Source organism: Weissella muntiaci (assembly GCF_008107635.1).
GTDB lineage: Bacteria > Bacillota > Bacilli > Lactobacillales > Lactobacillaceae > Weissella > Weissella muntiaci.
On the sequence record NZ_SDGZ01000008.1, the window covers coordinates 15224 to 41119 of the forward strand.

At 36.2% G+C, this 25896-nt stretch carries 27 protein-coding genes; 25 read left to right on the forward strand and 2 right to left on the reverse strand.

Going from position 1 to position 25896, the window contains the following annotated elements; all coding sequences use genetic code 11:
- Positions 1 to 24 precede the first annotated feature (24 nt).
- From ESZ50_RS02185 to ESZ50_RS02245, 13 genes are all read left to right on the forward strand, one after another.
- Entirely contained in the window at positions 25 to 291 is a 267-nt protein-coding gene (locus ESZ50_RS02185) for a hypothetical protein (RefSeq protein WP_148621967.1), read from the forward strand.
- Positions 284 to 1576 (forward strand): DUF3854 domain-containing protein, encoded by a 1293-nt coding sequence (locus tag ESZ50_RS02190; RefSeq protein WP_148621968.1) that lies wholly within the window; start codon positions 284 to 286, stop codon positions 1574 to 1576. Before ESZ50_RS02185 ends, ESZ50_RS02190 begins: the two co-directional genes overlap by 8 nt.
- Positions 1577 to 1653: 77 nt before the next feature.
- Positions 1654 to 2193: a hypothetical protein gene (locus ESZ50_RS02195; RefSeq protein ID WP_148621969.1), complete on the forward strand. Its 540-nt coding sequence runs from the start codon at positions 1654 to 1656 to the stop codon at positions 2191 to 2193.
- 39 nt (positions 2194 to 2232) lie between these two features.
- Positions 2233 to 2484, forward strand: coding sequence for a hypothetical protein (locus ESZ50_RS02200; RefSeq protein ID WP_148621970.1), 252 nt, complete (start codon positions 2233 to 2235; stop codon positions 2482 to 2484).
- Between the two features lie 83 nt (positions 2485 to 2567).
- The gene (locus tag ESZ50_RS02205) at positions 2568 to 3557 is read left to right on the forward strand and encodes a DNA-methyltransferase (protein WP_148621971.1); all 990 of its coding nucleotides are present in this window, start codon (positions 2568 to 2570) and stop codon (positions 3555 to 3557) included.
- 48 nt (positions 3558 to 3605) lie between these two features.
- Entirely contained in the window at positions 3606 to 4079 is a 474-nt protein-coding gene (locus tag ESZ50_RS02210) for a hypothetical protein (RefSeq protein WP_148621972.1), read from the forward strand.
- A gap of 12 nt (positions 4080 to 4091) precedes the next feature.
- Positions 4092 to 5291 (forward strand): DUF6094 domain-containing protein, encoded by a 1200-nt coding sequence (locus ESZ50_RS02215; RefSeq protein ID WP_187387523.1) that lies wholly within the window; start codon positions 4092 to 4094, stop codon positions 5289 to 5291.
- Positions 5292 to 5403: 112 nt separating this feature from the next.
- Positions 5404 to 8787 (forward strand): helicase C-terminal domain-containing protein, encoded by a 3384-nt coding sequence (locus ESZ50_RS02220; protein WP_148621974.1) that lies wholly within the window; start codon positions 5404 to 5406, stop codon positions 8785 to 8787.
- A 157-nt stretch (positions 8788 to 8944) separates the two neighbouring features.
- Positions 8945 to 9979: a hypothetical protein gene (locus tag ESZ50_RS02225; RefSeq protein ID WP_148621975.1), complete on the forward strand. Its 1035-nt coding sequence runs from the start codon at positions 8945 to 8947 to the stop codon at positions 9977 to 9979.
- Positions 9980 to 9987: 8 nt separating this feature from the next.
- Positions 9988 to 12111 (forward strand): helicase HerA domain-containing protein, encoded by a 2124-nt coding sequence (locus ESZ50_RS02230; protein ID WP_148621976.1) that lies wholly within the window; start codon positions 9988 to 9990, stop codon positions 12109 to 12111.
- A gap of 12 nt (positions 12112 to 12123) precedes the next feature.
- Positions 12124 to 12699: a hypothetical protein gene (locus tag ESZ50_RS02235; protein WP_148621977.1), complete on the forward strand. Its 576-nt coding sequence runs from the start codon at positions 12124 to 12126 to the stop codon at positions 12697 to 12699.
- Between the two features lie 12 nt (positions 12700 to 12711).
- Complete coding sequence (locus tag ESZ50_RS02240; protein WP_187387524.1) at positions 12712 to 16041, forward strand: TrbL/VirB6 family protein; 3330 nt, start codon at positions 12712 to 12714, stop codon at positions 16039 to 16041.
- A gap of 17 nt (positions 16042 to 16058) precedes the next feature.
- Positions 16059 to 16547, forward strand: a complete 489-nt coding sequence (locus tag ESZ50_RS02245; protein ID WP_148621979.1) for a hypothetical protein — start codon at positions 16059 to 16061, stop codon at positions 16545 to 16547.
- Between the two features lie 211 nt (positions 16548 to 16758).
- On the opposite strand, the gene ESZ50_RS02250 is transcribed toward ESZ50_RS02245, so the two are convergent.
- Positions 16759 to 17373 (reverse strand): hypothetical protein, encoded by a 615-nt coding sequence (locus tag ESZ50_RS02250; protein ID WP_148621980.1) that lies wholly within the window; start codon positions 17371 to 17373, stop codon positions 16759 to 16761.
- 198 nt (positions 17374 to 17571) lie between these two features.
- Between ESZ50_RS02250 and ESZ50_RS02255 the strand changes: the two genes are divergently transcribed.
- Together ESZ50_RS02255 and ESZ50_RS02260 are read left to right on the forward strand one after the other, a co-directional pair.
- A complete protein-coding gene (locus ESZ50_RS02255; RefSeq protein WP_148621981.1) occupies positions 17572 to 18897 on the forward strand; it encodes a Y-family DNA polymerase in 1326 nt (441 codons plus the stop codon).
- Positions 18890 to 19267 (forward strand): hypothetical protein, encoded by a 378-nt coding sequence (locus ESZ50_RS02260; protein WP_148621982.1) that lies wholly within the window; start codon positions 18890 to 18892, stop codon positions 19265 to 19267. The genes ESZ50_RS02255 and ESZ50_RS02260 overlap by 8 nt, the downstream gene beginning before the upstream one ends.
- 133 nt (positions 19268 to 19400) lie before the next feature.
- Here the strand turns inward: ESZ50_RS02260 and ESZ50_RS02265 are convergent, their stop codons facing one another.
- The gene (locus ESZ50_RS02265; RefSeq protein WP_148621983.1) at positions 19401 to 19733 is read right to left on the reverse strand and encodes a helix-turn-helix domain-containing protein; all 333 of its coding nucleotides are present in this window, start codon (positions 19731 to 19733) and stop codon (positions 19401 to 19403) included.
- 259 nt (positions 19734 to 19992) lie between these two features.
- On the opposite strand from ESZ50_RS02265, the gene ESZ50_RS02270 reads away from it, so the two are divergent.
- The 10 genes from ESZ50_RS02270 to ESZ50_RS02310 all read left to right on the forward strand — a co-directional run bounded on the left by ESZ50_RS02270 (position 19993) and on the right by ESZ50_RS02310 (position 25741).
- A complete protein-coding gene (locus ESZ50_RS02270) occupies positions 19993 to 20466 on the forward strand; it encodes a hypothetical protein (RefSeq protein WP_148621984.1) in 474 nt (157 codons plus the stop codon).
- Positions 20467 to 20475: 9 nt separating this feature from the next.
- Positions 20476 to 20637: a type II toxin-antitoxin system RelB/DinJ family antitoxin gene (locus ESZ50_RS02275; protein ID WP_148621985.1), complete on the forward strand. Its 162-nt coding sequence runs from the start codon at positions 20476 to 20478 to the stop codon at positions 20635 to 20637.
- A gap of 172 nt (positions 20638 to 20809) precedes the next feature.
- Positions 20810 to 22060 (forward strand): MucBP domain-containing protein, encoded by a 1251-nt coding sequence (locus ESZ50_RS02280; RefSeq protein ID WP_148621986.1) that lies wholly within the window; start codon positions 20810 to 20812, stop codon positions 22058 to 22060.
- 221 nt (positions 22061 to 22281) lie between these two features.
- A complete protein-coding gene (locus ESZ50_RS11610; protein ID WP_187387525.1) occupies positions 22282 to 22440 on the forward strand; it encodes an alpha-crystallin domain-containing protein in 159 nt (52 codons plus the stop codon).
- Between the two features lie 66 nt (positions 22441 to 22506).
- Positions 22507 to 22758: a hypothetical protein gene (locus ESZ50_RS02285; protein WP_148621987.1), complete on the forward strand. Its 252-nt coding sequence runs from the start codon at positions 22507 to 22509 to the stop codon at positions 22756 to 22758.
- A gap of 125 nt (positions 22759 to 22883) precedes the next feature.
- Positions 22884 to 23165: a hypothetical protein gene (locus tag ESZ50_RS02290; RefSeq protein ID WP_148621988.1), complete on the forward strand. Its 282-nt coding sequence runs from the start codon at positions 22884 to 22886 to the stop codon at positions 23163 to 23165.
- Positions 23166 to 23494: 329 nt separating this feature from the next.
- Positions 23495 to 23815, forward strand: coding sequence for a hypothetical protein (locus tag ESZ50_RS02295; protein WP_148621989.1), 321 nt, complete (start codon positions 23495 to 23497; stop codon positions 23813 to 23815).
- Positions 23812 to 25176, forward strand: coding sequence for a Tle-like phospholipase domain-containing protein (locus tag ESZ50_RS02300; RefSeq protein ID WP_148621990.1), 1365 nt, complete (start codon positions 23812 to 23814; stop codon positions 25174 to 25176). Before ESZ50_RS02295 ends, ESZ50_RS02300 begins: the two co-directional genes overlap by 4 nt.
- A gap of 38 nt (positions 25177 to 25214) precedes the next feature.
- Positions 25215 to 25445: a hypothetical protein gene (locus tag ESZ50_RS02305; protein WP_222860785.1), complete on the forward strand. Its 231-nt coding sequence runs from the start codon at positions 25215 to 25217 to the stop codon at positions 25443 to 25445.
- Positions 25442 to 25741 (forward strand): hypothetical protein, encoded by a 300-nt coding sequence (locus tag ESZ50_RS02310; RefSeq protein ID WP_148621992.1) that lies wholly within the window; start codon positions 25442 to 25444, stop codon positions 25739 to 25741. The genes ESZ50_RS02305 and ESZ50_RS02310 overlap by 4 nt, the downstream gene beginning before the upstream one ends.
- Positions 25742 to 25896 lie beyond the last annotated feature (155 nt).

Here is a 25896-nt window from a genome sequence, read left to right on the forward strand (position 1 = left end):
AAATTAAAAAATTGGAGAAAAATTATGAATGAAGTAGTTTTGTTCAAAAATGGGAGTGATGAGAACGAGGCAAAAAAAATCATTGAGGCATTTAAAGACGCAGGTCTTGAAATAGCCGAGATTGATATTCAAGGTGATGAGGACGCGCAAGCAACATTAAAAAATGTTTGTGATTTCAAAACACCTGTTATTTTGTCAAATCTGATTGAAACATTCCAAGGTTATGATGCTAACAAAGTTAGCACGCTAATCGCTAGAGTAAAACAAGTTAGGGAGAGAAATTATGTCTAAAAGTATACTTGAAATAGATGTTTCAGATTTGAGTAGAATGACGCATCCCCGTGGGGGTGGTGAATTTACTGATGAACAGGGCAAAGTAGTAAAAAAACATTTCTGGTATGTAATCGATAAAGGAGTTTGTCCGATTTGTGGTAAAGGTGGCAAAAAGAATAATTGGTGTGAGGTCAGAGATGATGGCATGGCAGTTATTTGCAATCACGATTTATCTGGGGAATCAATATATGGTGAAGATGTCTATCCAACCAGAATGAAGCAAGGTTTTAATCATTATTTTGGTAAGAAATCAAACATCAGTGTTAAACCAGTTAAATTTAATAATATCCCCACAATCAAACAGCTTCCTTTGGCTGATGCTTCTACAAGGGATATCGTTTATAGATTAGTATTGAAATATTATCCGCTAGTTGAGAAAGATAGAGAAAATCTTCTTGCACGCGGGTTGAACAATGAAGATGTAGACGGTAAACTATTTGGTTCTTTAGTTTCAACAAAACCGATTGATAGATGGTCAAAAATATTTGCTGAAAATAATTTACCTTCTGACATTTGGAAAGGCGTACCAGGCTTTGCAGAACAAGTCTTTGGAGACAAAACACTGGTATCTTTTGGTTATAGTTCGCTGACCTACGAAAAAGATGGAAAGCGCGTGAATTCACTTAAAGATGGTGATTCAATGTTAATGGTCCCCTATCGAAATAATTCGCTTCAAATAGTTGGTATTCAACTAAGAAGTGCAAATTATACAGGTAACGGATCAAAATATTTTTGGGTATCATCATCGAGTGAAAATAATGGAGCTAGTGTTTCACAAGAAGTAAACTTTGCATTGCCTACCGCTGGAATGAAAAGGTTGGAGCAACAAGACGGCAAGCTGAGCACAAAAACAGTTTGGCTAACCGAAGGTGGCTTGAAGTCAGAGGTGGCGGTGCGACAACTAGTAAATATCGCAACTGATATTACAAAATTGCCAAACCAGGAAGACAAGCTGGCTCGCTTTCTTGATGACTATGGATTAACAGTAATTGCTGTTGCCGGTACAGCTGTTTGGAGAAAGTTCATTGATGTTCTTCAAGAGTCACAGGTCAAGCGTGTAATCGTCGCTTATGACTCTGATTGGAAAACAAATGAAACTGTTGCTGCAAGACGTAATGAATTAATTGAGGCATTAAGAATTATGGATGTCACATTAATTGTTGCCGATTGGGATGGCTCAAATGGTAAAGGAATAGATGATTTATTAGCCAATGGTTATTGGCCAAGCCTGGAAACTCTTTAGATTTAAAAAAGTATACAAATAACTCAAACCGAGATAGCTATGCTACTCGGTTTTTTATTATAGAAAAGAGAAAAATTATGGATAAGTTTACTGTAGCAGTCGGTGTTGTATCAATGTTTGATGTTCAACCATCCTCGGATGGCTCTGATAGTTGGACATTAGTGATTAATCTTCCTCAAACTTCACAAACAGAAAATGACCTTGACTCGCGTTTAGAAGCGCTTGACGGCGCTGAATACGACAAGATGTCAGACAAGTTTTCGTTCCTCCTTAATGAGGACATATTAGGCAAAGATATTAGGCCAATGATGGATCCGGAAGTGTTGAAGGAATATTTTGTGTCTAAAAAAGCTAATGAAGATATTTATGATGAATTAGAAATTCAAGATTGGGAAAAACAGATTTCGTTGGCAGAAAAGAATTTCAACGAAGGTCACAAGCCAATCAGAACCGTTGGAGATCTAATATCACAGATAACAATTCAAGATTTCACTCTATATCTGAAAAATGAAGAAGACAAAGAATCTTTGATTACATGGGCAGATTTAGATTGGGATGCAAATTACTTCACGGAGTACTCGAATCGGTCAATATTTGATTTCTTTGGAGAATATTAATTATCACTTCATCAAAAAGCTTAATCAGGAGAAAAGATTATGAATACCAAGCAAAAGTTAAATATCACTCATAAACTTGAATTGATAAATTACAGTATTAAAGCAATAGGTTTGAGAATTGTTCAGTATAAGGAGATAACTTCTACAGAAAGACAAGTCGATAAAGCGGCAAATTTCTATGTATGTCGAGACCGAGAAAAAGAAACGGATAAAGTAATTTATTCGACAAACTACTTTTGGGATCTTAAAAATTATCTTCGTTATCATGGCGTTGACGTATCTATGCTTTAAAAATTTATGAAGTGGAATTTAAATACGCAGTCAGGCGATTACAGACTGATGAACGGGTTGGGAGCACCCAATAGGAGAAAATTATGACTAACAAAACAATTGTCACAAAATTAATTGCAGTATTTGTTGATTCTCAATTCACTTTGAAACAAGCATATACAGCCAATAATGACAGTAATGAGACTAGTGTAAGAGCTCGTATATATGAAAATTTGGGTACAACCTTTGAACGCATTGAGCGAGGAGTATACGCAGTGTCTGATGATGCAGCAAAAATCTTCTTATTAGAAGGGGATGGCCGTGATCTTTCATTTATAGACGATAATTCTATTGACTTGATTTTGACTGATCATCCATATTCTTTTGACAAGAAATCGTTAAAAGGTGGAAATCGGAACTTTGCAGATTACGAAGGGTTTCAATATACAATGCAAGACTTTGTTGAAAAGTACAGGGTTTTGAAACCAGGTCATTTCTTGGTTGAATTTTTGCCTGAATTCAATGCAGAAAATTTTGACTATGTAACTAAAGTTATCAAATTTGCAACTCAGGTTGGCTTTCAGATATACACTGAGGTTGATTGGAAGAAAGGCAATTTTGTTTCTAATACAGGTCGGAAAGCAAAGAATAAAGAGCAAATTTGGATGTTCTCCAAAGGCAAGGCTGTATCTATGAGGGCTGACAAAAAGAAGGACTTGGCAGAACCTGGTAAAAGACATTATATGTCTGGTACTTCGGGTATGTTGCCTACAGCTTTTGATGTTCAGCCTCCAGGTCGCCTAGAAAGAATACATCAGAGTGAGAAACCAGTTGAATTAATTTCGGAGATTTTAGCATACGTGCTACCAAAATCGAGGTTTGATATGCCTGTAGTATTGGATCAGTTTGCTGGTTCAGGCAGCACCGGTATTTCAGCTGCATTAAGTGGCTATCTTGCTATCATGATTGAAAAATCGCACGAGTATTGTGAGAAAATCATAAACCGTTTTGAATCGCAAAATATCGAGATATTTAGTGTTTTAAAAAGTAAGGTTGTGAATGAGTTTTATGATGATGAAATTTATTTGTTTTAGATGAGTAGCGGGCCAACTAATTTTAGTTGGTCCTTTTTGGAGGATATTATGACTTTTAAAGAAGACGAGCAATTTGTATTTTCAGTGTTACACAAGGCTGTAAAAATCAAACAACGAAAGTTGCGAGAATTTATGAGCCAAGATGTTAGCTCACTAGAAAATAACACATTAGTAGGTGAATTAATTACATTGGCGAAATTGCATAGTCAATTAGATCGCATACAGAGTATCCAAGAGTATTATGACGTAATCAATTTTACTTACACTTCGATTAGTGTAGGTAGTTCGAATACCATTAAAGCTATGTTGGATAATTCAGTACAAAAATTATTTAATCTTGCAGAAAATGTTGACGATTCATCCTTGGCCAGCGACTTATACATGTCCGCAATCGAAACAACTAATGTGCTGCTTGGAAACATGCTTAGTACAGAAGTTGCTAGGGAGCAATGCAAAGGAAGTGAGCTAAATGCAAAATATAATTTGCCTGCATCAAAGAATAATAGTTACACAACTATCTAAAGGAGAATGATTATGAGAATAAACAATGGAAGTGGACGAATCGGAAATCAACTGATGATGGGATATTATGCGACACCAGAATTTGGTGTTGGTGATGTTCTAGTGAACAAATTGTTGAATTGGGGAGACCCATCTGACGAAAATTTTTACCATAGATTATTTGATCCAACTGCCGGAAAAGGGAAAATATTAGCTTATATCGTTAATAATTCTAAAAATGTGAATGTTGAATTGATGGATACGTTTGGGGTTGAATTAGATGCGTATAGAGCTAGTGAAGCAAAAAGTGTGCTTAACCATGTTCTACATTCACCAATTGAAAAAACTCGTTTGTCTCCAGAGATGTTTGACTTTGTTTTTAGTAACCCTCCATATTTAGCAGATGGAGATGGTAATAATTTTGAATACACTGTGCTTGATAGAGCTACAAATGTTCTGAAAGCAACTGGTATACACGTATTTATTGATAGATGGGATAGATTTACATTACCAAAGTTTCAAAACCACTTTTTGAGTTTGTACGAAGATGGCATGCTTATGCGTTTTAATGATGAGCAGTTTGAAGATTTTGAACAGGTTATATTTATTGGTAAAAAGAGACGTAGTCAAACTGTTATTGACCCAAAATATCAAGACAATGATGTGTTGTTAAGAAAACAATTTTCAAAGCTAAATGAGTTAGGATCTACCCGATTTGGCGATATCCACCAGATGGTTAAAGAGTATTTACCTACTATTGGTGATATTAACCACGAATGGACAGTTCCCTTTTCAAAACAGGGAAAATATACGTTTTCATCAGTTGTCGATTATCCAGAAGATTATCAAGGAGTTGGTAATTCTGCTCCACTACAAAGTTTGTTTGAACGCTTTGTTGAGAGTTCTAAACCATTAGACCAAAGCAATCCACTTAATAGACCCAAATCATTAATTAATTCGGGGCAAATAGGTGTGATGATAATGTCTGGTTTAGCAAAGGGATCTTTTGGTGAAGGTAGTACATTTCATTTAGCTCAAGGATCTGAGAGCGTATCGACTAGCACGAGAAGTGAAATTAGTTCAGATAACGAAGGTCGTGTTTCAAGTATCAAAGAAATTGAAACCACCTCACGTCAGGCGAGCTTCGTAATTGCTACAAAGGCGTTTGGATTTAGAAGGCTTTATAATAAAATGCCGGAACCAGAACGGAATGTTGATGAAATTGAAGAATGAGAACATTTATGTGTAAAAACTATTAATTAAAGTTTTAGTTTAAACCCAATAGGGACAATTATTATCCCTATTGGGTTTAATAATTGTCCCTTTTTTTTGAAAGAAGGACATTATGACTGAAAAGATTACTACTAACAACTTTGTGTTCACAACAAATTGGAATTATACACGCGATTATCATGCTGAAAATCAGCAGGGTACCGAAGACGATGCAAGTTTTTTGTATTATGAAGGGGCAGATAAGTTAATTAAGGCTCAGATATTGTCTTTGACATTAGATAAACTTGATTATGAAAAGTTTGCTTTAGTATTTGGTGTATTTGGTGGTTCATCTTCCGAACTGCAAGCTCTAAGAAGTATTTTATCTATGAATACAAAGGTTTATGCTCAAGGTGCTAATTGGGATGAAGATAGTAATGATTATGACTTAAAGGCGAGAAAATATGATAGAGCGATTGTTTCAAGGCCAGCGAGTGATGCTGGTAAACTAGCATTTAATTTTGTTAGAGAAGACAACGGAAGACATATTCTTGTAGCCTATAACACTCAATTAATTGATGAAGGTTATATAACATCTAATGCCGGGCAACGGTATGGAATTATTGCCAACAAATTAAGAAATGCACCATTTGGAATACCAATTCTCGAAGAGTGGGAAGAACCAATATTTAAGTATTTAGTAGATAAACACGAATTAATTGAATATGAAAGTTGGATACAAAGGAAAGCAATTGATACACCATTCTATGCCGGGAAATTAGTGATTAGTCCTGATGAAGCAATTCAATCTCTGAATGAAATGCTGAATGAAGGTTTAATAAAATTACCTGATAGAGGTGACGGATCCGCGATGTCCGATATTAAGTTGATAGATGAGTACATGGCTGAACAAGGTCCCGTCTTACTCGATACTGTTCGTAATGAATATCAACCGCTATATCGACCTGGTCAAGATGAAGGATATACTGATGAAATTTCGCAATTGCAACCAGGCCTGAAACTTTATCCTAAACAAGAAGAAATCGTTAACTCGGTTGTGACGGCATTTAATGCGAAGCAGAAGGCCATTATTGTTCAAGGAGAGATGAGTACAGGTAAAACAATTGTTATGAGCGCAATAGCCCAAGTTACAGCTTTATCTAGAGGCCAAAAGGGGTACTTCGCGTTTATTGACTCACCTTCCATTATGACTGATAAGTGGGCAAGTGAATTGAAGGTTGTAATTCCAGATGTTGAGTCAATAGTGTTGAAAAATACATTTGACTTAATAAAATTTCATAGACAATGGCTTCGTGAAGGAAGTAAAAAACCAGATAGACCAACATTTGTAATATTTTCATTTGAGTTGAGCCGAAATTCTTACTCTATGGCATTTGCTGGAGTTAAATCTACGTTGAAAATGGCAGATAAATTTGAAATTGTTGACGGAAAACTTGGCCAGTCAACCGGACTAGTTGGTGAATTAAAGTCTCAGGTGTTTAGATCACCTATTACTGGAAAAGTATTAGTGACAGATGTTAAATCTGAGATGGTCACGGATGAGGAAGGTAAGCAGCAGGTTAAAGTAGAGAGCATGGTTCCACTAACGTCGGAAGACTTGGAATCAGTAACTTCAAAGAACTATAAAGATCTTGATGGGAATGTCATGTGGACTCCGAAGGTCCCAACGAAATATAAAAGTTTCTCTGAATTTAATAGTATTTTCCAAGAAAAATATGTTAAGTCGGTTGAAAGTAATAATATTCGTCAGGCTGAATACTTGCTGAACCTTCATAGACAAAGGTCGGAACAGAACTTTTATAAATCTGGTGACAAATTCGACTTTTCTAATTCAAAGACTGCTTATCGACGTCTTAGCGTTGCATATTATATTTTTAAACAGATGAAAGACTTTTTCGATTTTGGTATCGTGGACGAAATCCATGAACTAAAAGCTGGGAACTCGTCGCAGGGAGCGGCTTTGGGTCAATTAGCAAAACGTGCAAAACATATAATTGGTGGAACTGGAACTCTACTTGGAGGTTTTGCATCAGATGTGTATTACACGTTATGGCGGCTTTTCCCAAATCTTATGTCACAGAATAATTATGAATATTCGAATGTAACACAGTGGGAACGTGACTTTGGAAATATTCAAAAGATCGTGTACAAAGATGCGAATGGAAATGAAAGGCATAAATTAACAAGTCGTGGTAAAACTACTTCCATGAACAGGATAAAAAAATTACCTGGAATTTCGCCAATTGTATTTGGTAAATTTTTGTTACAAAATACGGTTAATATGAGTTTGAAAGATGTATGGACAGATGCGGTAGAGCACGTTGAAATGCAGCCCATTTATGTACCTTATGGTCATGAACTTGGTGCTGTGATGCAAGAAACTACTCATCAGTTTGATAATTATCGAAAAGGATTAAATAAATTCTCCGATAATTTCAAATACTCTCAGGCCATGTTGAGGGAAATGGAAGTTTCACTGTCATTTCCTGATAATCCATTCACTGATAAGCAAGTTCGAATAGACGAAAAAATTGTGTTTGATGCTGAATCAGCTCGTTCTAAGTCTACTCTGCAAGAGGACAAGTTGTTACCTAAAGAAGAAAAGTTAGTTGCAATTGCTAAACTTGAGAAATCAATGGATAGACCAATGGTCGTTTATATCAAAGACGTGAACAATGGTTTGCCTGAGCGATTGACAAAAATTCTTTCGGATAGAGACTTCAAGGTTAGTGTACTTAAATCAAATACAACTGCTTTGACGAAACGGAGTCAATGGTTAGAGGACCAAGTCGTAAAAAAACATGTGGATATAATAATTACTAATTATTCACTAGTTAAGGTTGGTCTTGATTTAATTTCTACACCAACATTATTGTTTTACCAGTTGGGGTATTCATACTTTGATGTGGCACAAGCTGCAAGGCGGGCTTCAAGAATAGGCCAAAAGAGAAAAACTGAAACATATTATTTGGCATACGAAGGTGAAAAATCTTATCAGAAAATCTTACTTGCTTTGATTGCTAAAAAACAGCAAGCTACTAACCTAATAAATGGAAACACATCGTCTGATGGTCTATCGGCCATGTTAGGTGGGGAAGAAAGCGGTTCATTAGCCGATCAGGTATTAAAAGTCATTCAGGGGAAGGAAAAATTAGATGATAAACTTGGCCAAAAATCTAGTTCCGAACTTTGGATACTGGATCATATAGGTAAAGAGGTAGAGCCAGTTGATCATCGACCAAAGTTTACGAAGGCAGAATTAAAAAAGCAAAAAGTTGAAGATACAAATAGTCTGAATAGACAAAGCGATGTAGATAGACAAACTAACAATGTAACACAGACTTTGCCGAAATCTGCTTCGATAACTAACCAGGTGACTGTTGATGTTACTGATTTATTTTCATTCACTGAAGATGGTGAAATACAGTATGAGTTTGTTAAAAATGAGAAAAAAGGAATACAGGAGATGGATTTGTTAGCAGGATTCTTTAATTAATAGAATTTGATATTTTCGTAGATGATGATTCGTCATCATCTACATACATATAGACCGGCTTGGCTGGTCTTTTTTGTGCAGTAAGGTTATTAGATGTATATAGAAAGGTTTTTAAAATGTTATAATTTATAGTAAAGAGTTTTTGTAGGAGTATGTAATGGAAGAGAATAGCAATGAAAAGGGCCAAGAAATTCAAGACCTTGATGAAAAAGGTGAGAATACTGAGCTAGAAGAACAATTTATCGAACAAATTGAGAAGAAAGAATTAGATGATGAGGAATATTACGATGATCTAATGCAAGTAGTTAGGGACGGCGAATATTACTTTAGTGATTTTGTCCCATTTATTGATTTTCTACTTGAGATGGGAATATTGTACATCCGGGACTCAATGGTTATTTATGAAATTCCTAATGGTTATCGTTTTGAAATTCTATATGAACAATCGACTATGAACCCCTATTTGAAGTCTCCAAAAGAACTTGAACTGGATCAAGCAATGCGTCAACAATTTTTGTCGACGTTAGATAACAGAAATAGAACTGACTTTTATGTTCAATCAGAGAAGATTGATATGTCCACATACACAAAGAAGTTGATAAGACAAACTGAGGAACGTTGGTCGAAACCTGACCAAATTGCCCTAAAAGAACGTGCACTAGAAATAATTCAGCACACTAGTGAATATCAAAGACAAGAGGAACGATTCGAGCCCAGGGCGTATGTTGGTCTGTCCTATAAAGTGTATTTTGAAGAAGTCAATGACTATGAAGAAGACGAGAAACTAGATGCAATGATTCAAATCGCATTTATGCACCTAACTAGTAAAGGTGAATATTACAATCAGACTTTATCAACTGTTGGTCGAAGTTTGAAATTTGTTGATACAGAGGCACTTGTAAATATACTATATAGAACATTTAATCCTGAAATGGCTAATAAATTACCATTACACAAGCTACGCGAAAACTCGAATTTTTCACTCATTCCCGTTTCTGAACAAACTGAGAAAACACTTGTTTTAGTGAAAGAACTTGGTGAGATATTTAGGAAATCCTTCAAGAGTTCGATCGAGGAATTAAGAAAAACAAGGAAAACAGATGAGCTAATTGTTGATGAATTCACAGGAAAGACTTTCAACGATGTATTGGCTAATGTATCAGACGATGTATTTAATAACACTAATGGATAGGCGGAAAGATGGGATTATTAGATAAAATTTTTAACAGGAATAATGATGAAGAAGACGTTAACGATATCGAAGTGGGATACCAATTTGGTGAAGGAGAAGATGCCATCCCCTCTGTGACGCTATCTAATGTTATCGGGCCTTCGGTCATAACAACTAATGATAACTATAGGGATGTGGTTCTTATAAGCGATACTGTGGGACATCACACAGTTTGGTTACCATTTTTTATGACCCCAACCGGTTATCCGCATATATTTAAGCCGGATATGCTGGATCAAGTCCTAGCAAATGGATTTGTAAATATGCACTTGGCCGTCAATGCCTTCTCAACTAGAGAGTCTGTTAAGAAGTTTCAAGATCAAGAACAAAACATGATGGTAGATACTATTACGAAGTCACAACAAGGTCAAATAGCTAAGGTTGAAGCGAATAGGCGGCAAATGGATGAAGTTACTGCACATTTAAGAGCAGCAGACATGCAATTGAATCAATTATTTGAAATATCGCTTACAGGCGTTATTACAGCCGATAGTATTCGTGAAGCAGATATGAGGGCAGCAAGTATTGAAGGTCAATTTGCATCAGTAAATGGTTCGATAGCAAGGTTCGATCAACAAGCGTTGACGGGTGTGAAATTAGCTTTGCCATTAGGCTATCACGAGGATAATACCGAAGCATGGCATACTTATCGAGAAGTAAGCCGAAGTGCAGTAGCTATGATTGATTTTGCCCGCTCAGGTGCATCAGTTTTTAACGAAGGCTTTCCATTTATCAAAAACCTTTCCACTCCAGCAAAGAACATTGAGTATTATAACCATGCTGGTACGGATATTATGCCTGTCGATAGTTACAGCATGATAGTTACTGGGTCGACTGGAGGTGGTAAATCCTTTGCAGTCAAAGTATTCCTTTACAGAGATATTTTAATGACTGGGAATCCCAAAAGAGGATTTGATCCAGATGGTGAATATATAAGTCTTGCAAAAGCATTAGGAAAACACGGCTTAAATCTAACATTTGACCATGATTCTCCTTTTGTAATTAATGTTATCGAGGCTAATATTACAGAAATTGACATAGAAGAGCTTACAGGTGAAAGAGACGCAGATGGTGAACCGTTGGAGACAGATGCCTTAGTAAATAGTTTGAGATCAGCAGGTAAAAAAGTTGTCTATCGAAACAACAATTATTATGTACAACGTGTCAGCATCAATGAGGCGATAGATATGGGTGTTTTAGTAATGAACACTTTCCTAACGACTTTAAAACAAGAGCCAATGAACGAGAGAGAAAACAGATTAGTTTTGAACATTATGCGCAAGTTGTTTGAAGAACGCGGAATTAATTCTGATCCAGACTCTTTGTATTCTGGAACTCCAGGAACGAGAAACGGACTTTACTATAAATCACTACCGAAGGATCAACCAACATTAACTGATTTATTTATCAAATTAAATGAGGAAAAGGGAGCCGAACGGTTAGTGAATACACTTGCTGAGTTTGTTTCTGGGATTGGTACTTATACACTGTTTGATGGACAAACAAACTATGGAAATAATATCAGTACTAAATTAGAAGAATTTCTCTATGTAAACTACGATATGTCCAAATTAGACGGGGAAAATACACGTTTAAAATTTATCACAATGACGTTACTTGGTTACCAAGTATCGAATTCATGGATGAAGGCACCTAATGTAGCAGATAAGATAAAACTGATTATGTTTGAAGAACTTACGACTTTTACGACTTACGAGCCAATCAAAGACCTAGCGGCATATATTGCACAACGTGGACGCAAATATTCTGCTGGCGGAATTTATGTAACGCAGGACATGAGCCAATTTGAAACGGATCAAAAATATATAAGTATAAAGAACAATTCTTACAACTATATGTTTTTTAAGACACAGAGTACGCAAGCAGAAATTGTTCAAAATTTGTTTAACTTGTCTGATGGAGCTACAAGGATAATCTCATCAACTGATACTTCCATTGATACGCGAAGTAAGGACCACGCAGGCTTATTCATTCAAGGAAATCAGGTGACTCACGGTATAGTGGACGCTACTGAGACTGAAATTAAGTTGTTCGAGAGTAACCGTAAGAAGCGCATGGAAGCTAAGTTATAAGGTGAGTAAACGATGACAAAAAAATCAAAAATTATTGCAGTTGGTTCAATAATAGTTGTGATCCTTTCGGTCATAGGACTATCTATCCATTTTTCTAATAACGGGGATGCACACAATAATCATTCCACAGTTAAAAAAAATACGGTAAGTAGAACTAAAAATAAAAAGGATACCAATAATAGCGAGGAAAGCCACGGAAGTATTGGGGAAATAGCTGGTTATAGCTATTCAGAGAGAGTGGAAAAAGCAGAGACCTATACTGATTACGATACGCCTACTCTAAATAATATTTTTGGAAAAGTCCTATCAACATATCAACAAGACATAGCGGACCACAAATATAGTGATAATACTGATTATTCTGTGGGATTAAAAATTGATGTAAAAACTCAAACCCTAGTTATCTCTTTTCCAATTGCTAAAAAGGCTAGTACATCTACAAAACAAGCTATAGCCATTGAATTGTTAAAAACTGCAGTTCAACAAAGTGAAACTGTTGTACAAAACAGTCCAACTTTTATCGTAAAAATGAATGGAAAAGAAGTGGCATCAATTCTCAGTGGTGAGGATGTTGTGAATTATTTTTAGAAAGGAGATAGGATGAGTTCTAAATATAAAACCATATTGTTTCCGGCCCTAATATTATTATCTGTGTTAATGGCTTCTATGCTGGTATCTAAGTCGAGTATTGTTCAAGCTTATGATACTTCGGCACCTAACTACCAGAAAGGTTCTGGAGAAGCGGAAGAAGCCGAGGGTCACATCAAAGGTACGATTATTGATAACACAATCAATAAGGGATCTGAAATATTAAGTAATATTGGTGCGGATATATCTGGCGCCTTGGGAAATAAGACCGCCGCTGAGGTTTCGAGTGAAAAAGCAAAGAATGCAAGTTCATTGAGCGCTAAAACTGAATCAAACAAATCTGTTCAGGCATCAAATGCTTCTACAATTTCAAGTGAAGCGAAACAAAATGGTGTTGATGATTATAGCGAAATTCCGCTCTGGAGCAAAATTAAAAGCGCAATTTTGAATATGATCTTTCCTGTTGAAGAATTGAATAATGTAATGTCATTCTTTGGATTATCTAGATTCATCTTGATGCTCGATAGTGGTGAATTAGTAAATAAGGATGGTTCCAATCCCACCAAGTTACGTGGAGTATTTTCGAGTGACGCATCAAATGAGGATATGCTGAAAACTTTAGGCGCAAATCCTTTGGTTGTGATTTTCTTGGCCTTTGATCAGGATGGTAAGTTAATTAGTTCACTGATGGATATTTATCAAAGATTCTCATTATTGTTTACTTATCTAGCAGGAATAATATCAGTAATTGTATTAATTTTCCTTGGTATGAGGTTAGTTAAATCAGGGGTGTTAATGGCTCCCTTAGAAAGAGTAAAAGCGATATATTCGTTATTAGACTTTGTAGTAGTGGCAACAGTCGAGGTCACATATACTAAGATTGTTGGAATATTATTATACTTTGATGGCATATTTGTGATACTAGTGCGAAATACGATGAAAGCCATCCCCGTGGGAAATGGAAATCTGCTACTATTAGCAGAAAACTTGTTCAGTACAGTTGCGGGTAAAACTGTTGAAGCCGGAGTGGCAACAGGTGCATCAATGGCACTTGCAACATTATTTCCGGGTGTTGGAGCTATTTTGACAGGTACTTCAGCTATGTCATCCATAGCTATTCTATTTGCTCTGATGGCATTAGCAGGTCTGATGGTCTATAATTCATTTTTCTATTTTTCAAGAATGATCTCATTTGGTTTTTTGTTTGTCATTGGCCCAGTGATGATAATATTTGCGGTAGTCCCACAGTTAAGAGGGCGATTCTACAATTGGATTAAGGAACTATTGGGTACAATATTCTATCAAGCAATTCAGGCATTCGTATGGGCAATTTGTCTGGTTATCATTGGTGTAGGCTTGACAAGCATGAATATCATTAAGGATCTTTCAGGTTCAAGCATGATTGATGCGTTGCTAATGATTATAGGCGTTAGTATGTTAAGACCCGCTACTAATGCAATAATGAGTATCTTACAAATAACTTTCAACATGGTTGGGGACATTAATAAAGCAACATCAACAAGTACTATTGCAGCTGCTACAACATCAGTTGTAAGTGGTGTAACAGCTGGAGTAGGAGCCGCAGGTCTCTTATCAGGGTTAAGCGGAACAGCATTGGGTGAAGCTGATATTTTATCTAAGATTGGAGACTTTGGTGGACTTGCTAAGAAATTTGGTGCTGGAAATATCGGCAATAGTCTTAAAAATTTGGAATCTGCAATGGCTCTGGGTAAAAATGGTGCTTCAGAAAGTGCTTTGGAAGCAGCTAAGGAATTACCCGATGATGCGTTAGATAAATCTAAAAAAGCAGCAAATTCTAAGATAGAACAGTGGAAGTCAGATGGATATGATGTTGAGAATGGTCAAATTCCCAAAGGTGGTATTGCTGAGCTTTCAGATGCGATGAATGAGGGCTTTGAACATAATGACGTTCGGAATGATCTTGCACTAGATAAAATGGAAGATGATAGTCCTGGAATGAAAACCAAGAGACGTTTTGGGCAAATGTTTGGTAACAATGAGAACTCGAATTTTAAAAATTACGTGGATAAGGTAGCTGGTTGGCAAGGTTTGAGTAAGATGAGCTCAGTAGTTTCAGGTGCTGCAACTGCTGGATTTGTAACTGGCTTAACAGATAATGGAATCTATGGATCTGCGGCTGGAGCAAAAGTAGCTCAGTTGACGGGGAAAAAAGTAGAAGAATTTGGTAATGATAAGGTTGGTCGATGGTTAAGTACATTACAACCGACAGTCGAAGGTGAACCTACAGATATTGACGATTCCCTTGATGAAGCAAGAATATTGCAAGCAAATGATTCAACAAGTGAGTTTATGGATTCATTAGGGCGTACATCCACAGATATGCCTACTAGGAGTGGCAACAAGGGCTTCGCCATAGATGCTAGTACAATTAAGTCTCCTAGGCCTTCGGGTGTTTCTGAGGCGGGAATGACGTTCAAAGCTATGGGGCTTCCAGATAATATATCTGACTCAATGGCAGACGGTTTGCCTGACGGAGTGTCCGCTTGGGGAGTACAAACTAATAAAGGGCTCTCAATAAAGGGGGATGACGGTCAGCTTTATGGTGGTATTGGTCGCGCTGATATGCAATTAGGAAATTCTCAGGTTAAAATGCAGCCCCTTGTTTCTCGCAATGGTACATTTGAACCTAAAGGCAACTACGCAAAGATATTAACATCAGCAGGAGCTTCCGCGATCTTGTCAAACTCTAGGACATTTGATAGTTTGGATGGCATTTTGGACCAGCCTCTCTCAGCTGATGGAATCAATTCAACAGGTATAGGAGCAATGAACTCAGTTGGAGGAATTGCACCAGGAACATCTACAATTACCCCCATGCAGTTTGGTTTTGATTATTCTAATCCGCCAGTGGCAAACGGTAATGTATTGAAGACAATGTTTGATACTGGTGCTGATGCCATGATTGTAACTGGTAAGAATGGTGCAAACCAATTCTACAATGGTCGTATTTCTGGAAATGGCGTCATTCAAACAACAAACTTCAATCCCATTTCATCAGGATATTCGTCAAATATGGAAACGATTGCTGCAAAAGGCAACAGGCCGTCAGTTAATCGAGCAATGTCTAGCATCAGTTTGCATCCGGGTGAAGCGATGTTGTATGACTATAAATCTTCTGCCTGGGGCCTTACAGTAGATGGTGAGCGACAACCAATTGTTTCGGATCGTTTGAAAACAACAGCAAACGCATTGGAGACTCTGCGGAATAACGGGGTTTTTGATACACCGACCCCAGTACAAGCTATTGCAGATGATATGGCTAATGGTATCATGTTTGATATTCCATATCGCCTGCAGTAACGAACGGTCAAGCATCTATGAAAGAACACAATACTTTATATTTAAATGCTTGGATAGGGATGTCCATAATAATAGTTATAGTGACTATCCTTGCAGTGTGGAATGAAGATGCAAAGCTGATCATAGTATTCTTGCTTCCACCATTACGTTATACGTTGCTTCCTGTTTCAACTGTGCTGACAAACAGATTAGGAGACACGTTTACTTTTTTGGGATTATTTCAGGGCTATAGAAATGCGTCAGCATCAAAGATTCCTAATGTAAGTAAGATGGATAATAGGATTAGAACGATTTTAAAGGGAACTGGTAGTCTTTTGGTCAAGTCCTATATTATGTGGGTTGCAGAGGGAACGATGATAATTTCTGGTCAGTATATGAAGACTGAGAAGCGTACTCATGCCATAACAAAAAGTCCGTATAGGCTAAAAAATGGATTGAATGACCCGTCAATAGATCATATATTAGATAGTACGATAGTGAGCCAGGATAAACAGGTTGATAAATAAAACTTCTACAATGATACTTTATCGTTGTGGTACACAATACAGGTGTTTCAGTAGTTAGAAACGCAGTGATAAAAAGGAGTTGTGAGACTTTAAAATCTCACAACTCCTTTTTTATTTAGAATAACTATAAAATTATTTAAAAAAATGTTACTTCAACTTTTGAAGTGCACATTATTGATTAATAGCAGGACATTTTTATCAATATATACCCTTAGTTATTCACCGGTGCCTTCTTACCCGTCATTATATATCCAAGGTCTTGTGTTATTTGTTGATTATTATTTTGATTTGTAAACGTATAAGAGTCGTTTTTATTATCAATTGCAACAACATGATCACCATTTGTAAATTTGATATCAAAGCCACCGGGTATCTCGGTTAATGCGTAACTATCTGGATCAAACTGTTGTGCATAAGGTTCCGCAAACGATAGAGCGTAACTAGCAATATGTTCTCTTATGTTGTGAATAGCCAGCATTTTATCTTCATTACCAGTGTATATCGAACTGGTAGATGAGACTACGCTGGAAGAACTAGCTATTCTAGAACCGTCAGAATTATTTGATTTATCAGTGTTTGAGTTACTAGATGATTTTGTATTTGAACTGACAGATGACTTTGTGTCTACATTTGAGCTGGATTTTTTGGAATGCTTATTTACAGATTTATTTGTTGAAGGGGATTCTATTTTTGAATCTACTTTCGTATTTACATTCAAAAAATAAGCAGCAAGTGCCGCAACAATAACTACGAAAAAAACTATTGCCGAAATTATTAGAGGCTTTCTCTTCCTGGGCGACTTATTTTTATCAGATCGACTTTCCATTGCAATATCCTATCCTTTAAGTGTTTAAAAATAATATTACCATAAACTATGCATAAATTTATAAGGAATGAGTATAAGTGATAAGGATATAACATTGTTCGTACCACTTATAAACGGAAAACTCAATCCTTTAAATACACTTTTACTTGATGTATCATAAAAATATTAACTTAAATCTAATATGATGAGGGCGGAATTATGCAGGATAAAGATGTAACTGCTAACGAGACTCGAAGAAAGATTATGCTTATTGATTCGAAGAGTTTTTACGCCAGCGTTGAAAGCGTATCTCTCGGTTTAAATCCAATGAAGTCGCTTTTAGTAGTTATGAGTCAACAGAAGAATACTAATGGCGGGCTGGTGTTGGCGGCGTCTCCAAGGGCTAAAAGTGAGCTTGGCGTTAAAAATGTAATGCGTCAACGTGATTTACCTAAAGATCAAAGACTAATTATAGTTAACCCACGTATGAATTTTTACATTGCAATGAATAAAAAAGTTAATGATATTTTCCGGCAATACGTGGCAGAGGAAGACTTACAGCTGTATTCAATTGATGAATCAGTTCTTGACCTTACAAACAGTTGGGAGTACTTACGTGTTAAATTTGGCGCTGATTTGACCATGCACAAACTTGCACGAATAATTCAATTGCATGTAAAACGTGAACTCGGATTATATTTGACTGTTGGCATCGGTGACACTGCAGCAATGGCAAAAATGGCTTTAGATATTGAATCAAAACACAATCATTCATTAATAGGTGAATGGAGTTTTGAAACTATACCAGATAAACTTTGGCCTATTGAGGATCTTGATGAGGTATGGAGTATTGGTAGGCGAACGGCCAAGAAACTACGTCAGTTAGGTATTTTGTCAATGGGTGAACTTGCCAGGACAAATCCTTTCTACTTAAAGAGTAAGTTAGGCATCAGAGGGGAAGAGCTATATGCTTTAGCTTGGGGAGTTGACCGAAGCGTAGTTGCAAATAAATACCACGTTAAAGAGGGTAATATATCCAATAGCCAGGTCTTACCAAGAGACTATGCCAAGTCATCAGAAATTAAAAATGTCATTCGAGAGATAGGAGAGCAAGTTGCTTCGCGACTGAGAGCAAAGCACAAAAATGCAGGTGTCGTCTCGTTATATGTTGGGCCGTCTTATGCTAGTTCTGTGAACGGACACAAGGGGTTCAGTGCACAAATTGCTATCCAGCCAACCAATAAGTCACGGCCAATCGTGCAGGCATTATGGCAGATCTTTGATACACATTATGATGACGCTGTTGTTCGTAATCTTGGGGTATCGGCTGGAAAATTGTCAGATGACGGAGTAGAACAAATGGATCTCTTCACACCTGTGCCAAAACAGTTAGAGGAATCTATTTTAGAAAAAACAATTGATGCAATCAGAAGTAAGTACGGAGTTACATCATTAGTCAAACTATCGTCACTTAGTAATGGAGGCACAATGATTCAACGTGCGGGATTAGTTGGTGGCCATAACGGTGGAAACGCTTATGGATAATGAAGAAGAATATAGAATAATAGCAAAAGATTATTTTGAGAAATATTACGTTGATCGAGGCATGGTTAAATGGAACGGTTATTATTTGTCGGATCATACTGAAAGCGCTGGTAAGCATTCTGCTGACGAAGCGCACAAACGTAGTCAAGTTGCTATGCCGGAAATGGCGGTTGAAGAAGTTACAGAAATTATATTTAAAGCTTATGCACAAAACGCTGAGATTAGTGTTCAGGCAAACTCCAAAAGTAAGATGGGTTTCAATAGCCCAATAATCAGTGGTAAAGTTAAAGGCTTTGATGATACTCATATATATATTGGTGAGCACAAATTTGAGTTAGATGATATATTGTGGTGTGAATTAAGAAGATAATTTATAGTTAGGTACAAATCAAAAAAATCAGAGACGTTTAAAATCCATATTTGCTGTATAACGGCCTAAATCTAAAAAATCCGCTAGAGTCACAATATAAATAAAGGGTCAGAATTTAAGTTTCTGACCCTTTTTATTTATCTGAGTAACGAGAAAGGAGAGTTAGAATTACTTGCCAATCATCATCATTTATAGGTTTACCGAAAGCATTGACGTATGAAGTCTGTTCAGTAACTGAAAGCTCTGCAATATTGATCGGAAGGCTGTTAGGAGAATCATTTCCAATTAAGTAGTCAACATTAACATCCAATTTTTTTGCTACAGCAATTACGTTATTCAAACTTGGTGCGTGTTTCTTCCAGTCATAAATAGCGTTAGTCCCTAAGCCAACGGCTTTAGAAAGCTCAGATAGATTTCGATAGCCTTTCTGTTTGGCTAAAGTTGATACTCTTTCATAGATACTCATGAAAAGCGCTCCTGATATACATGAAATATAATTAAAAAAACGGCTTGCATTAAGGAAATATCGTGTTATATTTATATATATACAAGCGGAAACTATGAATGAATTCAAAGTGAGAATATATATAAACTTGCGCTGTTTGAGAATAAAAAACAGCCGACAATATTTTTTTCAATCAACGTTAGTATATCATAGATTGGCACATTGATGGATTTTATAGAATCATGTTTGTATACAAAATATATTTGTTGAGGTGAATACAGTGAAAATTGATTCTACTTCGCAATATCATGTTGAACGTATAGGTTCATTACTCGGAAACATCTATTCCGCTGGTTTACGTGAGAAAGATGTATTCGATTATTTAAAAATTTCCAAGATGTCCTGGTGGAATTTGAAAAACAACAAAGCTGGTGTATCTATCAATTTGTATCTTACACAAGCTGAATTGTACGTTTCTAGAATCAATGACGAAGTTGATTTAAAGGAGTCATATTCTACAAGGGTTTGGAGTAAAACGGTTGGCAAAATGACTGCACTCATATATTCGGCAAGAATAAAAGAAGCTGATGTATATGAGCAAGTGGGAATTAGTAGGCCAACGTGGTTGCAATTCAAATATGGAGATTTATCAAAAAATCGAATGCAGTATGTCTTTGATCAAGCGAAAAAAATTATAATGCAGAACCTAGATGAAGTTCGCTGTAAGGCCGGATACGTTCGAATCATAGAATAGGAGAAAAGTATGTCAGAAAAGCTAATTCAGTTGAGAATCGACGGAGAACTTAAAGACAGTGCGGATGAAATATTCAAAAAGCAAGGCCTTTCAACTCAAACCGCCATTAAGATCTTTTTGACTCAAGTGGCAAATTCGGGAACAAGTCCGTTTGATAATATTTTTATTTAGTAACTAATTTGAGTATTTTCCACGTATATGTAAAATACAAACCTAAACAAGGTCTGCAAGGATACTCCTATCTAATAAATTTTAGATAGGAGTGTTTTTAGTTTATAAAAGGTTTATAAAAGGTTATATATTGGTTTATAATAAGTAATTATAAATCAATAAGGGGTAAGTAATGAATATCAAGAAGGCAAGTGTAGTAGGAATTCAGCTGATTGGATCGTTTGTACTAATGGCTACGCCAGTCATCGATTTAGGAGTTTATGCCGATACAACTAAGAGCAGTATCAGTGAATCTCAGAAGAGTGCTCCTATTACAGTAAAATATGTAGATCAGGAAAATAATGAATTCTTGACTGAAGATACGTTAGTTGGCCAGGTCGGCGAAGATATAGATTTTCGTCCGAAAATGCACGATGATATGGAGCTTATTAACGTAGAAGGAAACCCAAAAGGGAAATATACCACTGAACCACAACAAATTGTGTATCATTTCAAGCGTATTCCAATTAATTTTCCTGTCCAATATTCAGATGAGAATGGACATGCATTAACTAATGCTAATGGTGTTGCAATAAAGCCAAATCAAACATATTCATATACGGGATACAACACTGATTTGTTTCCAGATGATCTACTTAATGTTCCCGGGTGGCAATTAGATCTTGATAAATCCATGTATGGCGACTCTTCTGTTAACCAACTAATGTCATTCAGGCAGTTATTAGAGTATACCGGACTTCCTTCAATTTATGACCTGCCAATGATGCTAAATTACCAGTTAAACTCATTTCCCATTGATGATACTCACACCTATAAAATGCCTGAACCTATCATCAAACCTGTCTATAAACGGATACCTAACTCAACTGGTGCAATCACGGTAAAGTACGTGGATGCAGAAGGTAAAACTATTATTGCTGATCAGACAAATTCAGGAGTCATCGGCTCACAATACTCAGTATCACCTCGAAATATCGACGGCTATAAATTATTAAAAGTCGTCGGTTCATCTACAGGAAGTTATTCAGGTACAGGTCAAATTGTTGAATACGTGTACGAAAAACAACCTATTGCAGATAATCAGGAAAAAAATGAATTAAGTAATGAGGAAAGCAATTTGGTTAATTCAGAGAAGAATATATCGGGTAATCACAGCAACAATAGTGAGACTACCATTAAGAATAATTTCGAACAGTCTGCTGGCCATGAGAATGTAATTGTTACAAGTAACAACCCATTACAATCGGTTGGGCTTCAGAACAAGCGAGTTAGTTCTCAAAAGACAATTAATCAAGAAATGTCACAAGAAAAACTCCCTAACACTGGCCAATCTGAATCGACCGGCATTACAATCGCTGGAATTCTTTTTGTCCTTGCTGGATCTATCGTATATTTAGTTAAGGTGCCATTTTCAAAGAAATAAAGAATCTTATAAATAGCTCACTTAGTTAGAAGAAATGTCTACGTAGTGAGCTGTTTTCTATTAACAAATAAAAAACATGATGTTAGAGTTTGTGTGTAGAAAAAACGCTTAAGTCTTTGCAGGTATCTTATAATGGCAAAAGAGTTGTTTAAGAGTTCATGGAATCCATTTGATACTTTCGAGATGAACTTTGCTGTAAATCTACAAAATGTCGTGGATTTATGAAAACCGATGTTTGGGATAATGATGATAAGTATGTTGAGAGTGTTGAATTACCAGGTCTGGAAAAGACAGATATTGGTATTGATTTTAAGAATGATACACTTACATCTCTACAGTTAAGCAGGATATTGCAGATGATGGTCACAAGGCCGTTATGATCGATTACAAAAAGAAATGGCTAACAGCATTAATCGGCAGGGACAAACTTATAGGAGTAATTAAAAATGGATCAAAAATTAAAAAAAGTTCTATTATTTTTTAGCGAACATACTGTTGCAATTATGGTGGCAATACTGGGTGGAGCAGTCATATTAACTATCATTACAGCCGCTTTGGGTAAAGCAACTGAAATGTCAGTCTATTTATCTAATGTGAATGCGATACTATTCAAACTTTGCATCATATTAGCTATAATCCTAGGTATACTGGTGGTTTTACTTGGTATTAAGGTGTATTTTCAGAAGAAAAATAAATAAGGGTTCCTAACTATATTTATACAACCATTAAATTTTTTTGTTATAATTCTGTAAACTAAATTAGATGATAAATCGAAATTTTCAGCTTATACTTTAATCATTCAATCTTTTAGGTGGGTTATAACATGATAAAAACGGTAGTGAATGTGAGTGAATTGGGTATAAATGACGGAAAGCATTTCTATGCCCTTATGAATAGCGATGAAGTAATAGAACGGGGCACCTTGCAGACTCAGTTAAATTTAGACAAGGGCTTACTATCTATATATATAGGTGATCAAGAACGTCATTTTAATTCAGAAGTAAAGGCAGAGATCTCAATCAATTCAGCTACTAATGAAAAAGTCGGTTTTAAGATTAAAGACGGTGATACTAAGGTGATTGTTTATTTCATGAATGAAAAGTAAAGATTTTTTTAGAGTTAAGCCAAAATTAAGGGCGTTGGCATATTATTAAGTTGTAGTAGTTACCCAGCTACTATACCTACTCCTAAGATAAAAACACATACCGTTAATTGTTTACCCAGAACAATTAACTATTTAGAGTCACTAGGTAGAGTTATTCTACTTAGTGACTTTTTTTGCATTGTTAAATATGATAATCTAATCACAATGGATTTAATGTTTTTTCATTCATTAGTATAGGGAGAATACATATTATGTTCAAAAAACATAAGAGGTTGGTAATAGCAATCATACTGGGTGTGATTGTCTTGTGTATAGGAGGGAAGTTTGGAATGGACTATAAGAAGGACTATGACTGGCAACAGGAGAAAGATAGGCAGATAGCTGTAGCAAAAAAAATAAAGAATTCATATAGGGATATTTCTGAGATAAGGATATTAAGAGAAGGAGTTAAATTAGGGAGTGGGTCAACTTTGTATCACTCAGTTATTCTACAAAATGGAAAGAAAATAAAGATTAGTGGCATAGGCTACTATTCAAATGACAATATTGATACTGGAGGATATATTCCTTCGGAGGGTGTACCTTCAGAAGGAATTACCAAAGCTACTACAACAGTTGTACTAAGCGATGGTGAGAAGGTATCAGTATGAGTATAAATAATGAACAATATCAAGAAGATAAGTTTATTAGCGGAACGGCATATAAAGCTTCGCACTTGAGTGCTGGCGATGAAGCTTTTAAAAAGGGACAGGTCTTCCAGGATCCAGACACCAAAGAATACTATAAAGTAATATCGGCTGCGGATAATAATAAGCTTGATGGTAAGGAAAGTGCTGGGTATTCAAACAACGGGTTTCAAGGAATAGCAGTTGTACCAGTTTCAAATGATAAAGGTGATCATCCTAAATATTCAAATACTACAATCGGCTACGCGGGAACTGATTTTCCAGGTGAATTTATTAAGGATGCTGGAGTAGCCGATGGTGGTAATGTGGTAGGTGGATTGAAGACTGGAAATAGTCAATTCGACTCCGCAGAGAGCTTCTACAAAAATGTTTCAAAGATGAAAGGCGTTAAAGTGACAAAAATTACCGGTCACTCGCTTGGTGGAGCGTTGGCTCAAAAAGTAGCCGCAACACATCATGTTTCTGCAATGACATTCTCCAGTGCGGACGTCTCAAAGCAGTTAACACAAAAAGAAAAACAATGGTTGCTAATTGGTGGGAAGCAAAAGGTAACAAATATTGTTCATTATAATGATGTGATTGCACAGTGGACAGCAACACAGGGTTATGGAACAACAGTATTTTCAAAATCAACTTCAACAATTCCGATATTGAGTATACTTTCAACGCATATGTTGAGTTCGTATCCTCAAAAGTTTAAAGTTGATAATTCCCGCGTTGGAGATTTTTTGCTGTATCAATGGTCAAATAATTTTATAAGGCAAGTAACCGATCGGTTAGCGTATCCAATGGAGATGTTAGAAATAGACAGAAAAATTATCTCGAAAGGCGCTAGTTGGTTCAAAAAGGGTGCTAAGCTGGCCGAAAAAACAGGAAAGTCTATTCTGTCTGGTATTGAAGGGTTATTCGTTACAACTGCGAATGCTGATACTGTGGGTGGTAAAGTCGAGGTTGATAAAGACGAGTTAGATTCCGCAGCAAGCGCAGTGCTAAGCCTAAATAATCACTTAGATAATATTGAAAAGGTTAATCAGAGTATCATGTCCGATATGGATAAAATATTCAAAGACGTCAAATCAACTGTGTTTCACACGCTAAGTGGTGTGGGCGTTACTATGAGTGATCTCGATCAGATTGTTTATGAAACAAGAAGTGACGTTCAACACCACGTTGATCAAAATGCAATTATGCAAACACATAAATCCATTCAAGACCAAAAGGGACATTTAAAGACAGTTGCTCAGGGATTAAAGAATACTGGTAATAATGCAGTAATGAATGATCAGAAGTGGGCGAGGGCTTTTGGGAAGGGTTATGGATTCTAAAAATGTTTGAAAAAGAAATGCACGATATGGGAAAACGTATGGCCAAAGTAATCCTTCCTAGTGCTCTAAGAGTCGGATACGTTGGTTTAAAAGGCGTAGACGAAGTTAAGATTATGGCTGATGAACAGGCATTCTCAATTAAGATCAAGAGTGAAGAAACCATAATTCAACAAAGTCTAAAAGGTAAGTCTGGTGATAAAGCTGTTGAAGCTGTTGGAAAGATTCATTCCGAATCAAAGTTTAAGAACGGAGTGAATTCTATCAAATGACAAAGCTTGAAGAAGACCAACGTTTGGCACGTGATAAAGCTAAGCGTAAAATACAAAAATTTGAAGATGATTTTGCTGACTATAAAAAGAAGTTTGAGGCACAGTTTAATCAAATACATTCAACTATCCAAAAGCTAGGTATTTCCGATGATGAAATGGTTCGTCATGAATATAATCAGCAGTTAGAATGGCATGATGAGCGAGTACGTGGCGCTAAGAAACAATTATCAGAGTTAAAAGATAACTATGAATCGTTGTTACGTGATCAAGAAAAAGAACGAGCAAATGAAGAGTAATGTATTAAAAATGCACTACTGAATATCTATAAAGAGTCAAGTATCGAAAATCAGCATATTTGAACGTTCGAAACTGCAAATTTAAACACAATATAAAGGTAATAAAAGACTCAGTGTAGTGCTGGGCCTTTTATTTTAGATTAATATAGCGTTAA

What these genes read in the sequence shown, in the direction of transcription:
- ESZ50_RS02185 (WP_148621967.1), top strand. Translation starts at nt 25, where the DNA reads ATGAATGAAGTAGTTTTGTTCAAAAATGGGAGTGATGAGAACGAGGCA.
- ESZ50_RS02190 (WP_148621968.1), top strand. Translation starts at nt 284, where the DNA reads ATGTCTAAAAGTATACTTGAAATAGATGTTTCAGATTTGAGTAGAATG.
- ESZ50_RS02195 (WP_148621969.1), top strand. Translation starts at nt 1,654, where the DNA reads ATGGATAAGTTTACTGTAGCAGTCGGTGTTGTATCAATGTTTGATGTT.
- ESZ50_RS02200 (WP_148621970.1), top strand. Translation starts at nt 2,233, where the DNA reads ATGAATACCAAGCAAAAGTTAAATATCACTCATAAACTTGAATTGATA.
- ESZ50_RS02205 (WP_148621971.1), top strand. Translation starts at nt 2,568, where the DNA reads ATGACTAACAAAACAATTGTCACAAAATTAATTGCAGTATTTGTTGAT.
- ESZ50_RS02210 (WP_148621972.1), top strand. Translation starts at nt 3,606, where the DNA reads ATGACTTTTAAAGAAGACGAGCAATTTGTATTTTCAGTGTTACACAAG.
- ESZ50_RS02215 (WP_187387523.1), top strand. Translation starts at nt 4,092, where the DNA reads ATGAGAATAAACAATGGAAGTGGACGAATCGGAAATCAACTGATGATG.
- ESZ50_RS02220 (WP_148621974.1), top strand. Translation starts at nt 5,404, where the DNA reads ATGACTGAAAAGATTACTACTAACAACTTTGTGTTCACAACAAATTGG.
- ESZ50_RS02225 (WP_148621975.1), top strand. Translation starts at nt 8,945, where the DNA reads ATGGAAGAGAATAGCAATGAAAAGGGCCAAGAAATTCAAGACCTTGAT.
- ESZ50_RS02230 (WP_148621976.1), top strand. Translation starts at nt 9,988, where the DNA reads ATGGGATTATTAGATAAAATTTTTAACAGGAATAATGATGAAGAAGAC.
- ESZ50_RS02235 (WP_148621977.1), top strand. Translation starts at nt 12,124, where the DNA reads ATGACAAAAAAATCAAAAATTATTGCAGTTGGTTCAATAATAGTTGTG.
- ESZ50_RS02240 (WP_187387524.1), top strand. Translation starts at nt 12,712, where the DNA reads ATGAGTTCTAAATATAAAACCATATTGTTTCCGGCCCTAATATTATTA.
- ESZ50_RS02245 (WP_148621979.1), top strand. Translation starts at nt 16,059, where the DNA reads ATGAAAGAACACAATACTTTATATTTAAATGCTTGGATAGGGATGTCC.
- ESZ50_RS02250 (WP_148621980.1), bottom strand. Translation starts at nt 17,373, where the DNA reads ATGGAAAGTCGATCTGATAAAAATAAGTCGCCCAGGAAGAGAAAGCCT.
- ESZ50_RS02255 (WP_148621981.1), top strand. Translation starts at nt 17,572, where the DNA reads ATGCAGGATAAAGATGTAACTGCTAACGAGACTCGAAGAAAGATTATG.
- ESZ50_RS02260 (WP_148621982.1), top strand. Translation starts at nt 18,890, where the DNA reads ATGGATAATGAAGAAGAATATAGAATAATAGCAAAAGATTATTTTGAG.
- ESZ50_RS02265 (WP_148621983.1), bottom strand. Translation starts at nt 19,733, where the DNA reads ATGAGTATCTATGAAAGAGTATCAACTTTAGCCAAACAGAAAGGCTAT.
- ESZ50_RS02275 (WP_148621985.1), top strand. Translation starts at nt 20,476, where the DNA reads ATGTCAGAAAAGCTAATTCAGTTGAGAATCGACGGAGAACTTAAAGAC.
- ESZ50_RS02280 (WP_148621986.1), top strand. Translation starts at nt 20,810, where the DNA reads ATGAATATCAAGAAGGCAAGTGTAGTAGGAATTCAGCTGATTGGATCG.
- ESZ50_RS11610 (WP_187387525.1), top strand. Translation starts at nt 22,282, where the DNA reads ATGAAAACCGATGTTTGGGATAATGATGATAAGTATGTTGAGAGTGTT.
- ESZ50_RS02285 (WP_148621987.1), top strand. Translation starts at nt 22,507, where the DNA reads ATGGATCAAAAATTAAAAAAAGTTCTATTATTTTTTAGCGAACATACT.
- ESZ50_RS02290 (WP_148621988.1), top strand. Translation starts at nt 22,884, where the DNA reads ATGATAAAAACGGTAGTGAATGTGAGTGAATTGGGTATAAATGACGGA.
- ESZ50_RS02295 (WP_148621989.1), top strand. Translation starts at nt 23,495, where the DNA reads ATGGACTATAAGAAGGACTATGACTGGCAACAGGAGAAAGATAGGCAG.
- ESZ50_RS02300 (WP_148621990.1), top strand. Translation starts at nt 23,812, where the DNA reads ATGAGTATAAATAATGAACAATATCAAGAAGATAAGTTTATTAGCGGA.
- ESZ50_RS02305 (WP_222860785.1), top strand. Translation starts at nt 25,215, where the DNA reads ATGGCCAAAGTAATCCTTCCTAGTGCTCTAAGAGTCGGATACGTTGGT.
- ESZ50_RS02310 (WP_148621992.1), top strand. Translation starts at nt 25,442, where the DNA reads ATGACAAAGCTTGAAGAAGACCAACGTTTGGCACGTGATAAAGCTAAG.